The 14,322-nt window shown below is 64.1% G+C and carries 13 protein-coding genes; 9 read left to right on the top strand and 4 right to left on the bottom strand.

The features are described from left to right. Nucleotides 1-54: 54 nt before the first annotated feature. From U5A58_RS32835 to U5A58_RS32825, 3 genes are all read right to left on the bottom strand, one after another. Entirely contained in the window at nt 55-1,056 is a 1,002-nt protein-coding gene (locus U5A58_RS32835; RefSeq protein WP_321916307.1) for a LysR family transcriptional regulator, read from the bottom strand. A gap of 75 nt (nt 1,057-1,131) precedes the next feature. After that, the gene (locus U5A58_RS32830) at nt 1,132-1,977 is read right to left on the bottom strand and encodes an N-formylglutamate amidohydrolase (RefSeq protein WP_321964544.1); all 846 of its coding nucleotides are present in this window, start codon (nt 1,975-1,977) and stop codon (nt 1,132-1,134) included. Nucleotides 1,978-2,152: 175 nt separating this feature from the next. Next, nucleotides 2,153-3,307 (bottom strand): porin, encoded by a 1,155-nt coding sequence (locus tag U5A58_RS32825; RefSeq protein WP_321964543.1) that lies wholly within the window; start codon nt 3,305-3,307, stop codon nt 2,153-2,155. A gap of 375 nt (nt 3,308-3,682) precedes the next feature. Here U5A58_RS32825 and U5A58_RS32820 point away from each other — a divergent pair, with 375 nt between their 5' ends. Continuing rightward, on the top strand, nt 3,683-4,987 hold the full coding sequence (locus tag U5A58_RS32820) for an MFS transporter (protein ID WP_321964542.1): 1,305 nt from the start codon (nt 3,683-3,685) through the stop codon (nt 4,985-4,987). A gap of 42 nt (nt 4,988-5,029) precedes the next feature. Here the strand turns inward: U5A58_RS32820 and U5A58_RS32815 are convergent, their stop codons facing one another. Then, a complete protein-coding gene (locus U5A58_RS32815) occupies nt 5,030-5,926 on the bottom strand; it encodes a LysR family transcriptional regulator (protein ID WP_321964541.1) in 897 nt (298 codons plus the stop codon). Between the two features lie 98 nt (nt 5,927-6,024). Between U5A58_RS32815 and U5A58_RS32810 the strand changes: the two genes are divergently transcribed. From U5A58_RS32810 to U5A58_RS32775, 8 genes are all read left to right on the top strand, one after another. After that, nucleotides 6,025-7,329, top strand: a complete 1,305-nt coding sequence (locus U5A58_RS32810) for a citrate:proton symporter (RefSeq protein ID WP_321916299.1) — start codon at nt 6,025-6,027, stop codon at nt 7,327-7,329. Between the two features lie 18 nt (nt 7,330-7,347). Further along, a complete protein-coding gene (locus U5A58_RS32805; protein ID WP_321964540.1) occupies nt 7,348-8,721 on the top strand; it encodes an acyclic terpene utilization AtuA family protein in 1,374 nt (457 codons plus the stop codon). Then, nucleotides 8,708-9,022, top strand: coding sequence for a hypothetical protein (locus tag U5A58_RS32800; RefSeq protein WP_321916297.1), 315 nt, complete (start codon nt 8,708-8,710; stop codon nt 9,020-9,022). Before U5A58_RS32805 ends, U5A58_RS32800 begins: the two co-directional genes overlap by 14 nt. Nucleotides 9,023-9,162: 140 nt before the next feature. Next, nucleotides 9,163-9,867 (top strand): FadR/GntR family transcriptional regulator, encoded by a 705-nt coding sequence (locus tag U5A58_RS32795; protein WP_321964539.1) that lies wholly within the window; start codon nt 9,163-9,165, stop codon nt 9,865-9,867. Nucleotides 9,868-9,935: 68 nt separating this feature from the next. Further along, complete coding sequence (gene ltnD / locus U5A58_RS32790) at nt 9,936-10,826, top strand: L-threonate dehydrogenase (RefSeq protein ID WP_321964538.1); 891 nt, start codon at nt 9,936-9,938, stop codon at nt 10,824-10,826. 28 nt (nt 10,827-10,854) lie between these two features. After that, a complete protein-coding gene (gene otnK / locus U5A58_RS32785) occupies nt 10,855-12,171 on the top strand; it encodes a 3-oxo-tetronate kinase (protein ID WP_321964587.1) in 1,317 nt (438 codons plus the stop codon). Next, nucleotides 12,168-12,824 carry an aldolase gene (locus U5A58_RS32780; RefSeq protein WP_321964537.1) on the top strand — a complete coding sequence of 219 codons (657 nt, stop codon included), beginning with the start codon at nt 12,168-12,170 and terminating at the stop codon, nt 12,822-12,824. Before otnK ends, U5A58_RS32780 begins: the two co-directional genes overlap by 4 nt. Before the next feature lie 134 nt (nt 12,825-12,958). Next, nucleotides 12,959-14,296, top strand: a complete 1,338-nt coding sequence (locus tag U5A58_RS32775; protein ID WP_321964536.1) for an MFS transporter — start codon at nt 12,959-12,961, stop codon at nt 14,294-14,296. Nucleotides 14,297-14,322: the final 26 nt, after the last annotated feature.

The following is a 14,322-nucleotide window of genomic DNA, read 5'->3' as shown; positions in this document are numbered from 1 at the left end:
GGATCGGCGAGGGTTATGGAAGCGGCGGAACATGCGGCCAACGCGCGGCGCACATCATTGCTCGTCGGCGATACAGACATCCTCGGGCGCGAGCGCGAGCGCTTTGGCGATGTCGCGCGACACCTGGCGCTCGAACGCGCGCTTGAGCAGATCGTAGAGATCGGCGGGCAGATGGCCGAGTTCGTTCTCGCGCGAGGCGAGAAAGAACGAGCGGCTCAGGCCCTGGTAGGCCCGGCCGTGCCGCGAGAACGACGAAAGCGCGACCACGCGTAGATCGGGCACGTAATGGCGCGACTGCCACAGACACAGCGGCGTGGTCACCGCGAAGCCGAGGCCGGCGGCCACGAGACTGAGCATCGGGTCGGTGGCGTCGAATTCGCAGGTGCGCTCGATGTTTTCGGCGTTGGCGGCGAGATAGGCATCGACGTGTTGGCCGATGACCGAACGCGCGCTGTAGCGGATGAGTTGAAGCTGGCGGCTCAGTTCCGTGAGCGTCGTGAAGCGGTCCACTTCGAAGCTGCGCGGCAGCACGACCACGTAGGGCTCCGAAAACAGCTTCTGGCGGCGAATGCCGGGCACCTGCGAAAGCTCGGTGGTCGTCACGGCCATGTCGAGCTGGCGCGCCTCGAGCTGCGCGTCGAGCGTAGGCGTGATGCCCGACCACAAACGGATTTGATGCGACGTGCCCGCGAGCGCCTTGATGATGATCGGGCCGATGGTGGCCGCAAACGAATCGACGCATCCGAGACGCACGACAACGCGCTTGGCGCGCGTGACGTTGCGCACGGCTTCGACCATCTGGTCCGCGCCTTGCAGCAGCACCGTGGCGTGTTCGAACAGGCGTTGACCGGCGGCGGTGGGACGCGCGGGGCGCGTGGCGCGATCGAGCAACGTGGTGTCGAGGATGGTTTCGAGCGCCTTGATGCGTTGTGAGACGCCTGCTTGCGAGATCGCGAGGCGGCTTGCCGCGTCTGAAATCGAACCCGATTCGACGACGGCCACCCAGCTTGCGAGTAAATCCCAGTCTGGATACTGTTCAGGTGCGCTTTCTTTCATGGTCGCCTGCAACGTGACAGCATGAATGCTAACACGGTTGCCTGAGCGTAAATATTAGGGAATCGCGCGTTGCCGTTACTTTGGCAGCCGGTCGGCGTGGGTTGACGTTGCGTGCGACGGCGCGCGCGGAAAGCGTGCGAGCGCGCCCTCCAGCGCATCGAGCAGCGCACTGAGCGTGGCAACCGCTTCGGCACCTTCTGCCTGCTCGCGCTCGTATTCGAGCGCTGCCCGCCAGCGGCCCGCGATCTCCATTTCGACAGCGTGGATGCCCTCGTCGGGCGCGCCGTAGTGCTGCGCCGCGAACACGTCCGCGACCTTGCCGTTCACGACCCATGAGCGGCCGTGCTCGCCAACCGTATCGGTGAGCGCGGAGACGAGTTGACGCTCGCATGAACGGCCGCGATTGCTGCCGATGTTGCAGTCGAGCGCGCCGCTCTGGTTGCGGTAAGGCGAGAGCCAGTAGCTCGCGTGCGAAACGAGCAGCAGCACGTTGGCGTGAAGGCTGCGCAAGCGTTCGATTTCCGCCGCCACGGCCGCATGAAAGGGACGCCAGTACTGTTCGACGCGGGCTTCGACTTCGCGCTCGGAAGGCGGGTGCGAATCGTCGTAGAGCGGCTCGCCGCGCGACGTGTGCGTGCGGCACAGGCCGCTTCGGCTCAGGCGCAACGATAGCGGACGGCTTTCCGTTGCCACGTTGAAGTCGATGACGCAAGGATGGTAGCGCGCACTGATCGTCGTGATGCCGCGCTTCGCGGCGAGGGCTTCGAGGGCGAGGCCCGCCGGATCGGCCATACGTCCCTCGATGGCGGTCCATGACGCGCTGCTCAGCAACTCGCCCGGAATCCGGCTGCCGCTATGCGGCGTGACGATGACAAGCGGTGAATCGGCACGAAAAACGTGCCCGAAAGCCAGGCTCTGCATGTTCAATACCCTCGGGTTCGCTTGCGCGCGTGTTTCGCTGGCAGCGGCGCGCCGGCCTTGAGCGCGGCGCGCGTTGTCCTAAGGTAGCCGAACCCGTTGCGAAACGCCGGTGCCTAAGCGGCTCTTTTCCTAACCATAAGCACCGCTTACGCAAATACGCCGGCGTTCGCGCGTTTTAGAACCGGTGCCGCATCCCGACAATCGCCATGACCTGGTTTTGCGTGGTCGAAGCGGTGAGGAAGTTGATGTTCGCGACCGCCTTTTCCCCCGTGGAATCGGTGCCGGATGCGTGCTGGTAGACCGCGTCGACGTACAAATCGGTGCGCTTCGAGAGGAAGTAATCGGCGCCCATCACACCCTGGTGATATGTCGCGCCGTTCACGCCATAGCCCTTGGTGTAGTCGTAAGCCGCGCCCAGCAGCAGCGCAGGCGTGAGCTGATAGCGGAAGTTCGCCTCGACATTGTGGAATTTCGCGTCGCCGCCGGCTCCGGTGGCAGGCAGCCCGGCGAGCGCGCCGATGTCCTTGAACTGCGTGTTGCTGTACGTGACGCCGAAGGTCGCGGCTTCGTAGGTATATTGCGCGCCCGCGACGATAACCTGCTGCGTTTTCGCCGATGCATAACCGGAGTAGACGCGGCTCGACGTCATGTTCGACGCCGTGGTGCTCGAAGTCGAGTTGTTGCCGAAGTACGAGTAGTTCGGGTCCCTGGCGTTGAGGTACGACACGCCGAGCACCAGAGGCCCGCGCGTGTAGTTCGCGCCGAGCGACCAGATCTGGTTGCGGGTGAAGTCGCCCGCCACGCCGCCGAGGCTGTAAAGCCCGCCGAACGTGAAGCCGCCGTAGGAGAGGCTCTTGTACTTGATCGCGTTGTTCACGCGGTTGGTGCCGTTCAGGTTGTCGAGGTCGCCGGGATGCGCGCCAAAGTACGGCGACCACACGTTCGCCGCTTCGAACATGTACGTGAAGTCAGTGATCGAATCGTACTGGCGGCCGAATGTGATCGTGCCGAGATTCGCCGACGACAGTCCCACGTAGGCCTGGCGTCCGAATTCGTCGCCGCCCTGGCCAAGCTTGCCGGTCGCCACGTTGAAACCGTTTTCGAGCACGAACAGCGCCTTGAGCCCGCCACCGAGATCTTCGTTGCCGCGCAAGCCCCAGCGGCTGCCCTGGATATTGCCGCTGCTCATCTGATACTGGCTATGGCCGCCGGCATTGTTGGCATAGAGGACGCCGACATCGATCAATCCATATAGCGTGACGGAGCTTTGGGCGTGCGCAGCAGTAGCGAATGCGAGCGCAATAGCCGCTGCAAGAAAGTGTTTTTGCATGTGAAGGTCTCTGCGGTTGAAAGAAGAACGAAGCCGGCGAAGCCGTTGGCGACGCCATGCGCTCGCAGAGTAGGTAGGTCAAAAAAATCGGCCGCGAAACGATCGGCGGATCTTATTCAGATAATAAGAGGGGGTGATATTCGCGTGACAGCATGCAATGACGGGCGATCTTCGGCTCTCGTGCCCGCGCGCGTGAGCATCACGGGCCGTTACTTTCTTTATCACGTTTCGTGATTGATTTCGCATGCGGCCGAATTCTGGATGACGCTGACCGACTCTGGCGATACACGCCGCTGCCGTGCTTCGCTTGAACGAATCGTGGCGTCATTGATCGAGGGACGTGCGCCCTGCGCATCTGCTTTACGGACGGTAAGAATGAGAGAAGCACAAGGTGACGCCAGCACACTATTGCTGCAAGAACCGCCATACGATCGCATGGGCAGCGCGGAATCGAACCTTCCTCTCGACACGCCCGGTCACGCCGCGCCACTACCGGCCGCTCCGGCCGCTGCCTCGCAAACCCCCAGCGAATACCGAACCCTTGCGGGACTGCTGCTCGGCGCGGGCTTTCTGATTCTCGGCAATGGGCTGTTCCAGACGCTGATTCCACTGCGTCTCGTGCGCCACGGCGAATCCACGCTCATGGTGGGACTCATCCAGTCGTGCTACTACCTTGGCTTTTTGCTCGGCGCATTTACCGCGCGACGTTTAATCGACCGGTTTGGCCAGCATCGGGTCTTTATCGCCTTCGCCGCGTTGGCCGCGATTCTCACGCAAGCGTTCGGAGCGTTCGACTCGGCACCGACGCTCGCGTTGATTCGTCTCGCGACCGGCTTCGCTTTCATGGGCCTGTTTTCGTCTATCGAAAGCTGGATTCAGGGCACGGCGTCGAATGCCAATAGAGGGCGCATATTCGGCACCTACTCCACCGTCAACTATTTCTCGCTGTGCGCGGGGCAATTATTGCTGAATATCGGCAGCCCGGGCGCTACAACCGGATTTGCGCTTGCCTCCGGACTTTTCTCAGCGGCGATCATTCCTGTGGCGTTGCTGTCGGGCTGGCCCAAGACGGCGAATAGCGGCGCGATTGAACCGTTGCGCGGGCATAGCTGGATCGAGGTCCTGCGAGCGTTGACTCGTGCAACATCGCTTGCGGTGCCGGGCTGCATTCTCGCGGGGTTTCTCTACAGCAGCTTTTTTTCGTTGATGCCCGTCTTTCTTGTGCGTTCCGGCTTCGCCACGACCAATCTTTCGCTATTCATGGGCGTCTGTTTACTCGGCGCGTTGTTCACGCAGCGGCCGATAGGGCGGCTTTCCGACCGTTATGCGCGGCGTTTGCTCGTGTTCCGGATAGCGTTGCTATCGGCGGCGCTGAGCGTGGCGCTCGTCGTATTTCACGAAGGTGCGTTTCTCTGGATTGGCGCCATTGCGTATGTCGCGGTGACGTTCACGCAGTATGGACTTGTCGCGGGCGACACCAATGACCGTATCGATCCGCAATTGCGTGTGGCGATCTCTTCGCTGTTGCTGGTGCTGTTCTCATTGGGAGGCATGACAGGGCCTGCCATCGCATCCATGTTCATGACCGTGCTGGGCGCGAAGGGCCTTTTCGCTTTCAATGCATTTTCGTGCCTGGTACTGGCGTGGGCGGCGAAAGGCAGTCGCAAAGCAATGCGCTAAGTGAACTCAAGGCAGTGCCCACCGCAAAGCGACAATTTGCGCTCAGCCCAGCCTCTCGCCGCCAAGATCGACTGTGCTGACAAAGTCCTCCGTCACGCGAGGCAGCGTGCGTCCGCGCTTCTTGACGAGCGCGATCGGGCGCACGAACGCCGGATCGTCAATCGGCCGCGTGACGAGACCGCGCTCGGCATGCACTTCACGCGCCGATTCCGGTAGAACCGAAATCCCGAGGCCGCCGCGCACCATCGCAACGGCGGTCATCATGTACATCGGCTCGCACGCGATATCGGGCGTGCAACGCGAGTTCGACAGCGCCGCATCCACCACCGCGCGCACGCTGGTTCCCGGCGCGGTCAGCACGAGCGGCATCGAAGCGAAGTCGTCCACCGTCACCGTGCGCTTGCGGGCAAGCGGGTGGGTCTTCGGGCACACGATCACGAGACGGTCCTCGCCCGTCTGCAGAACATCGAGCGTCGCATCGACGCTGTGGCCGCCCGTCAGGCCAATATCGACCTCTTCATTGCGCACGAGTGCGTTGACGGCGCTCGCGACGACATCGCGAACCTGGAAGCGCGCCTGCGGCACGCGTTGGCGAAACGCCTGAATGAGTTCGGGCAACGCGCTGGCCGCGAAGGTCGGCAGACACGCGAGCCGCACCGTGCCGCTCGAACCGTCGCCGAGGGCGCGCGCGTCCCGCAGGGCCTGCTCCATGTCACTGAGCGACCGCGTCAGGATAGGCAGCAATTCGCGGCCCGTTTGCGTCAGTGCGACGCTGCGGCTGTTGCGATCGAACAGTCGCGCGCCCACGGTTTCTTCCAGACGCCGAATCTGCACGGTCAGCGCGGGCTGCGACAAATGCAGCCGGGCCGCCGCGCGCGTGAAGTTGCCCGCGTGCGCCACGGTCACGAAAGCTCGAATGTCGCGGAGATTAAGATCCATAACGAACTGCGATTGCTGCGATCAATTCATTTCAATTGCGTTATTGCACCGCCGAACTTACGCTGGTCCGCACTAAAAGACAAGACTGGAGACACAACATGCTGCCTTTGCTGGGGCTCGTGACGATCGTGGTGTTGCTGGCCGCGATTCTTTCAAAACGCATGTCGCCGCTCGTCGCGCTCATCATCGTGCCGATCGCCGCGTCGCTGATTGGCGGATTCGGCTTGCAGACGAGCAAGTTCGTTGTCGACGGATTGAAGAGCCTCGCGCCCGTCGTCGGCATGTTCGTGTTCGCGATTCTCTATTTCGGCACGATTACGGACGCGGGCACGCTCGATCCGATCATCGACCGCATCCTGCGCACGGTCGGTACCAAGCCGACGCGTATCGTGGTGGGCACGACGCTGCTCGCGCTGCTCATACACCTCGACGGCTCGGGCGCCGTGTGCTTTCTTGTCACGATCCCCGCGATGCTGCCGCTGTACGAGCGCCTGAACATGGACAAGCGCGTGCTCGCGGCAGCCGTTTCGATGGCGGCGGGCATCAACTTCCTGCCATGGACGGGGCCGATGATTCGCGCATCGGCGTCGCTGCATCTGCCGATTTCCGCGCTGTTCAACCCGCTGATTCCGGTGCAGGCAATTGGCCTCGTATTCGTGTTCAGCATGGCCTGGTGGCTCGGCTGGCGCGAGGAAAAGCGCCTCGGTTATTCGTCTGCGAACGGCGCTGTGCCGGTGCCCAAACGCGAACTCACGCCCGAAGAGCAAGCGCTGCGCCGCCCGCAGAACTTCTGGTTCAACATCGTGCTGACGATCATCGTGCTCGGCACGATGGTCGTGATGGGCGAGAAGATTCCGCCCGCGATCATGTTCATGGTGGGCCTGTGCATCGCGCTGATGGTGAATTACCCGAACGTCGACATGCAGCGAAAGCGCATCGACGCCCATGCGCGCGCCGCGCTGATGATGGCAGGCATTCTGCTCGCAGCGGGCGTGTTTACCGGCATCATGCAGGGCAGCGGCATGCTCAAGGCGATGGCACAAGCGGCGGTCGGCTTCGTGCCGCCTTCGTTTGCAGGGCAGATTCCGGTTGCGCTCGGCGTGCTGTCGATGCCGCTCTCGATGCTGTTCGACCCCGACTCGTTTTATTTCGGCGTGCTACCGGTTATCGCCGAAGTCGCGTCGCAGCTCGGCGTGCCGGCCGTGCACATCGGCCAGGCCGCGCTGCTCGGCCAGATGACTACCGGTTTTCCCGTGAGTCCGCTCACGCCCGCGACGTTTCTGGTCGTCGGCCTGTGCGGCATCGATCTCGCCGACCATCAGAAGTTCACGTTCCCGCTGCTGTTTGGCGCATCGATCGTCATGACGATCGCGTGCGTCGTGCTGGGCGTGTTTGCGTTGTAAACAGGAGTCGTTGACGTCATGAACCGGACCGAATCACCCAAACGCGTACGCATAGGCGCGGGCGCTGGCTACTCGGGCGACCGCATCGAGCCCGCTGTCGAACTCGCGGAGCACGGCGCGCTGGACTACCTCGTATTCGAATGCCTCGCGGAACGCACGGTCGCGATCGCGCAGCAGACGCGCCGTCACCATCCCGAGCTTGGCTACGATCCGCTGCTCGAAGCGCGCATGCGCGCCGTACTGCCGGTCGCCGTGAGCCAGCGCGTGCGCATCATTTCGAACATGGGTGCCGCCAATCCGCGCGCGGCGGCGATCAAGACCGCGCACATTGCGCAGGAACTTGGCCTGAGCGGACTGAAGATTGCGGCCGTCACCGGCGACGATGTGCTCGATGTCGTCCTGCAATCCCAACTGCGCTTCGAGGAGTCCGGCGACGATGTGAGCCGCTACACGGACCGCATCGTCTCGGCGAATGCGTATCTCGGCGCGGCGCCGATTGTCGAAGCGCTCGCGGCGGGCGCGGATATCGTGCTGACGGGGCGCGTCGCGGACCCGTCGCTGTTCGCGGCGCCGCTCATTCACGAGTTCGGCTGGCGCATGGACGACTGGAACACGCTCGGGCAGGCGACAGTCGTCGGCCATTTGCTCGAATGTGCGGGGCAGGTGACGGGCGGCTATTTCGCCGATCCCGGCGTCAAGGACGTAGCGAATCTCGCGCGGCTAGGTTTTCCGATTGGCGAAGTGAGTGCCGATGGAAGCGTCGTCGTGACGAAGGTGCCGCATGCGGGCGGGCGCGTGACCGAGGCGACATGCAAGGAGCAATTGCTCTATGAGATTCACGATCCACAACGCTACTTTCAACCCGATGTCGTCGCAGACTTCTCCGAGGTTCGCGTCGCAGAGGAGGCACATGACCGCGTGCGCGTGACGGGCGGACGCGGCAGCGCTCGAACCGGCACGCTGAAGGTGTCGGTCGCGTATGTCGACGGCTACATCGGAGAGGGGCAGATTTCCTATGGCGGGCCGGGTGCGCTCGCGCGTGCGCGGCTTGCGCTCGACATCGTGCGGGAGCGTCTGGCGATCACGGGCGTCGAGACGAGTGAACTGCGCTTCGACCTGATCGGCGTGAATGCGCTTTATGGCGATGCCCTTGCTGCCCGTCACGAAGAACCGTACGAAGTGCGCGTTCGCGTGGCCGGACGCGCGGCGAACGCAAAGGAAGCGGCGCGCATCGGCAACGAGGTCGAAACGCTCTACACCAACGGGCCTGCGGGCGGCGGCGGCGTCACCAAATCGACGCGCGAGGTGCTCGCCGTGCAGTCCGTGCTGCTGCCGCGCGAACAGGTGAGTGCGGCTTTCCAATTTGTCGAGGCAAGCGATGAAACTGCGTGAACTGGCCCACGGCCGCACCGGCGACAAAGGCAATACGCTGAATATTTCGGTGATCTGTTTTGACGCGAAGCACTACGCTCATCTGCGCAACGTCCTCACGCCGGAGCGCGTCAAGGCTCACCTCGCCGACGTGGTCAAGGGCGACGTCGTGCGCTATGAACTGCCGCTTCTCGGTGCATTCAATTTCGTGCTCGGCAACGCGCTCGGCGGAGGCGTCACGCGCTCGCTGGCGCTCGACGCGCATGGCAAGTCGATGAGCATGGCGCTCCTCGATATCGAAGTGGACGACCTTCCCGAGTGAGCGAAAGGAGGCGCGCCCGTCGAGAGACGGGCCGCCTCCCTTTGAAACAGGCTCAAACGAGCCTCTTAAGGGTTCACCCCAATGTCGATCCGCGCGGCAAAATTTGTATGATGACCCGATGACATGGCGAATCTGATGATATGTTCGAGAAAATTCCCTCGCGGGCGCTGAGCGACACCGTCGCGCAACAGCTGCTCGCCCAGATCGACAAGGGCACCTTCGCGCGCGGCGGCAAGCTGCCGACCGAAGCCGTGCTCGCTCAGGAATTCGGCGTGAGCCGCACGGTGATCCGCGAGGCCATTTCGCGCTTGAAGAACGAAGGCGTGGTCGAGCCGCGCCAGGGCAGTGGCGTCTACGTATCGGCGCATGGCGCGATCCGGCCGCTGCGCATCGACTATGCGGAAGCGATGGAAGGCGGCTCGGTGCTGCAGATTCTCGCGGTGCGCCGCGCGATCGAAGCCGAAGTCGCCGCGGAAGCCGCGATGCGCCGCACCGATGCCGACATGATGGCCATCGACGCCGCGCTCAAGAGGATCGATGAAGCCGTCGCCGAAGGCCGCGACGGCGTTGCCGAAGACGTCGCGTTTCACCGCGCGATTGCCATCGTGACGGGCAATCCGTACTTCCTGAAGACGCTGACGTTTCTCAATCAATACCTCGAAGCGGGCACGGTCGTCACGCGCCGCAACGAGGCGCTGCGCGAAGACTTCTCGCGTCAGGTGCGCGACGAACACGCAGCGATCGCCGCGGCAATCCGCGCTGGCGACCCCATGGCGGCGCGCAATGCCGCGCAAACCCACATGTACAACGCGGCGCGCCGTTTGGCCGAAGCCGGTATCTGCTGATTTGCAGACGCGTTCGCCAGCGCCATGCGCGGCGCGCTGTCTGCTGCATTGTTCGTAGAGGAAAGGGTATGTCGAGAAATGTCGGAGTGATCGGTCTGGGTGCGATGGGCATGGGTGTCGCACGTTCGCTGCTGCGCGGCGGCTTCAATGTCCATGCGTGCGATGTGCGCCGCGAAGTGCTCGACCAGTTCGTCGCCGACGGCGGCACGGCTTGCGCGAATCCCGCCGAGCTTGGCGCGCAGTGCGACGTGGTCGTCACGCTCGTCGTGAATGCCGCGCAAACGGAAACGGTGCTGTTCGGCGAGCACGGCGCGGTCAAGTCGATGAAGCCAGGCGGCGTGGTGATTGCGTGCGCAACGGTTGCGCCGGACTTCGCCATTGACCTCGGCCGTCGCGTGGAAGCGGCCGGCCTGCACATGCTCGATGCCCCCGTGTCGGGTGGCGCGGCGCGCGCCGCGTCGGGCGAAATGACCATGATGACGTCCGGGCCCGCTGCCGCATACGCCGCATGCGAAGACGTGCTCGCCGCGATGGCGGGCAAGGTGTATCGGCTGGGCGAGCAGCACGGCGCGGGCTCGAAGGTGAAAATCATCAACCAGTTGCTCGCGGGCGTGCACATCGCCGCCGCCGCCGAGGCGATGGCGCTGGGTCTTCGCGAAGGCGTGGATCCCGACGCGCTCTACGACGTGATCACGCATAGCGCCGGCAACTCGTGGATGTTCGAGAATCGCGTGCCGCACATTCTCAACGGCGACTACACGCCGCTTTCGGCTGTCGACATCTTCGTGAAGGATCTTGGCCTCGTGCTCGATACCGCGCGACGCTCGAAGTTTCCGCTGCCGCTCTCGGCGGCGGCGCATCAGATGTTCATGATGGCCTCGACGGCGGGCCACGGCGGCGATGACGATTCCGCCGTCATCAAGATTTTCCCGGGCATCGATGTCCCGGCGAAGCGGTAAGCGAGAAGGGCGCAACGACATGACGAACCTGAACGCCTCCACCAGCAAGCCGCTGCTCGGCTGTATCGCCGACGACTTCACGGGCGCGACCGATCTCGCGAACATGCTGGTGCGCGGCGGCATGCGCACCGTGCAGACGATCGGCGTGCCCGCCGCCGACACGCGCATCGAAGCCGATGCGCTCGTGGTCGCGCTGAAGTCGCGCACGATCGATGCCGCCGACGCCGTGGCGCAGTCGCTGGCCGCGCTCGAATGGCTGCGCGCGCAAGGCTGCCGCCAGTTCTTCTTCAAGTACTGCTCGACCTTCGATTCGACGGATAAAGGCAACATTGGGCCCGTGGCCGACGCGCTGCTCGACGCGCTGTCGCGCATCGACGGAACCGCGCCATTCACGATCGCTTGCCCCGCGTTTCCGGAAAACGGCCGCACGATTTATCGCGGGCATCTGTTCGTCGGCGACGTGCTGCTGAACGAGTCGGGCATGGAGCATCACCCGCTTACGCCGATGACGGACGCGAACCTCGTGCGCGTGCTGCAACGGCAGACGCGCTCGAAAGTCGGCCTCGTACGCTATGACGCGGTGGCGCAGGGCGCACAAGCCGTGCGCGCTTCGATCGACACGTTGCGCGCCGATGGCGTGCGCATGGCGATTGCCGACGCGGTCTCCGACGCCGATCTCTACACGCTCGGCGAAGCCTGCGCGGACCTGCCGCTGATTACGGGCGGCTCGGGCGTCGCGCTCGGTCTGCCCGCGAATTTCCGCCGCGCCGGTTTGCTCGCCGATGCCGCCAACGCAGGCGAGCTGCCGCGTATCGACGGCGCGTCGGTAGTGCTGGCGGGCAGTGCGTCGAAGGCGACGAATGCCCAGGTGGCCGCCTGGCGCGAAACGCGCCCCGCGTTCCGCGTCGATCCGCTCGCGGCGGCGCGCGGCGAGCCTGTCGTCGAACACGCGCTGGCCTTTGCACGCGAGCACATGAACGCCGCGCAGCCGCAACCCGTGCTGATCTACGCAACGGCGTCGCCCGACGAAGTGAAGGCGACTCAGCGCGAACTCGGCGTCGCGCAAGCGGGCGAGCTGGTCGAGCGCACGCTCGCATCGATTGCGCGCGGTCTGCGCGATCTCGGCGTGCGCAAGTTTGTCGTCGCCGGTGGCGAGACCTCGGGCGCAGTGGTGCAGGCGCTGGGCGTCGACATGCTGCGCATCGGCAAGCAGATCGATCCGGGCGTGCCCGCCACCGCCACGATCGGCGGGGAGCCGCTTGCGCTTGCGCTCAAATCCGGCAACTTCGGCGCGGTCGACTTCTTCGCGAAGGCGCTACGCCATCTTGACGGAGACGCGCCATGACGGCAGCCATTCACACGAGCGGCGAAGCCCGCGTCCGCGAAGAAATTTGCGTGACGGGCGCTAGCCTGTACGCGCGCGGTTACACGGTCGGCAGCGCGGGCAACATCAGCGCGCGGCTCGACGACGGCTGGCTCATCACGCCGACCGACGCCTGCCTCGGCCGGCTCGATCCGGCGGAGATCGCGAAGGTCGACCTGAATGGCAACGCGGTTTCGGGCGGCAAGCCGTCGAAAACGCTGGCGCTGCATCGCGGCGTGTACGAGCGTAACCGCGAAGCGCGCGGCATCGTGCACACGCATTCCACGCACCTGGTCGCGCTCACGCTCGCAGGCGTCTGGAGCGACGCCGACGTGCTGCCGCCCATCACGCCGTACTACGTTATGAAAGTCGGCCACATTCCGCTGATTCGCTACCGGCGGCCCGGCGATCCGCAAGTCGCGCAACAGATCGCCGCGCTCGCAGAAAGCGTGCGCGGCGTGCTGCTCGAACGACTCGGGCCGGTCGTTTGGGAGCGCTCCGTTTCGCAGGCTTCATACGTGATCGAAGAACTGGAAGAGACGGCGCGCTTGTGGCTCATGACGAACCCGCGTCCCGCGCCGCTCAGCGACACCGCGCTCGAGGAGTTGCGCACGGTCTTCGGCGCGCGCTGGTAGCGCGTTCGAGCCCATCGAGCTTGCCGCGCACCCACGCGCACGCTCTGTATCACCCACCTTGGATAAAAAGCCGGAGGGCCGTCCGCCGAAAAGCGGGTGGCCCAAAACCAGCGCCACCCCGAAGGAGACAACGCATGACAAGCTATCAGGCGGCATCCGTTCGCCCTGCATCCACCGCCGCCGCAGCCGGGCAACCCGGCGCGGCCGAAATCGAACGCACCTATGGCAAGGTGTTCTGGCGCATCGTGCCATTTTTGATGCTGTGCTACGTGGTCGCGTATCTGGACCGCGTCAATGTGGGCTTTGCAAAGCTGCAGATGTCGCAGGACCTCGCGTTCAGCGAGACGGTATTCGGTCTCGGCGCGGGTGTGTTCTTCGTCGGTTACTTTCTCTTCGAGCTGCCCAGCAACATCCTGATGCACCGGCTCGGCGCACGCATCTGGATTGCGCGCATCATGATCACGTGGGGCCTGCTTTCCGCCGTGTTCGTATTCGTTCGGACTCCCACGCAGTTCTACGTGCTGCGCTTCCTGCTCGGTCTTGCCGAAGCCGGTTTCTATCCGGGCGTCATTCTGTATCTCACGTACTGGTTCCCGTCGCATCGCCGCGCGAAAATCATCGCGGTGTTCATGTCGGCGATTCCGGTTTCGGGCATTTTCGGCAATCCGTTGTCGGGCTGGATCATGCAGACCTTCGATTCCCATCACGGCTTCGCAGGCTGGCAATGGATGTTCCTGATCGAGGCGGTGCCTGCCATCGCCATTGGTATCGCGACGATCCTGTATCTCGACAACGGCATCGCCGGCGCGAAATGGCTGACGCCGCGCGAAAAGCAGCTGCTCGCCGACGAAATCGCCGCGCAGCCGCAGGAAGAAGCGAAGTCGCATTCGCTCGGCGCGGTGTTTCGCGACCCGCGCACGTGGTGGATGTCATTGATCTATTTCGCGTTCGTCACGGGCCAGTACGGGCTCACGTTCTGGATGCCGACGCTCGTGAAGTCGACGGGCGTGACGGGCGCGTTCGAAATCGGCCTGCTGAGCGCGATTCCGTTTCTCGTCGCCATCGTCGTGATGAATATCATGGGCCACAGCGCGGACAAGCGCCGCGAGCGCCGCTGGCATCTGATCGGGCCGGCGCTTGCGGGCGCGGTCGGCTTCACGGTCGCGGCTTCGTTCGCGAACAACACGGCCGTGTCGATTGTGTTTCTCTCGATCGCGGCTGCGGGCGTATTGACCTGCGCGCCGCTCTTCTGGTCGCTGCCCACGGCGTTCATGTCCGGCGCAACGGCGGCGGCGGGCATCGCGATCATCAATTCGATCGGCAATCTGGCGGGCTTCGCAAGCCCGTACATGATCGGCTATCTTAAGGATCTCACGCACAGCACGCAGTCAGGCATGTATGTGCTGGCCGCCATGCTCGTGATCGGCGCGCTCGCCGTCTGGCTGACGCCCGCGCGGCTCGTGAACCGCTAAACACGCGTATTTAAGGAGTTGCTTCG

It is taken from the genome of Paraburkholderia sp. J7 (assembly GCF_905220155.1).
Lineage (GTDB): Bacteria > Pseudomonadota > Gammaproteobacteria > Burkholderiales > Burkholderiaceae > Paraburkholderia.
This window is presented reverse-complemented; position numbering and strand designations above follow the sequence as displayed.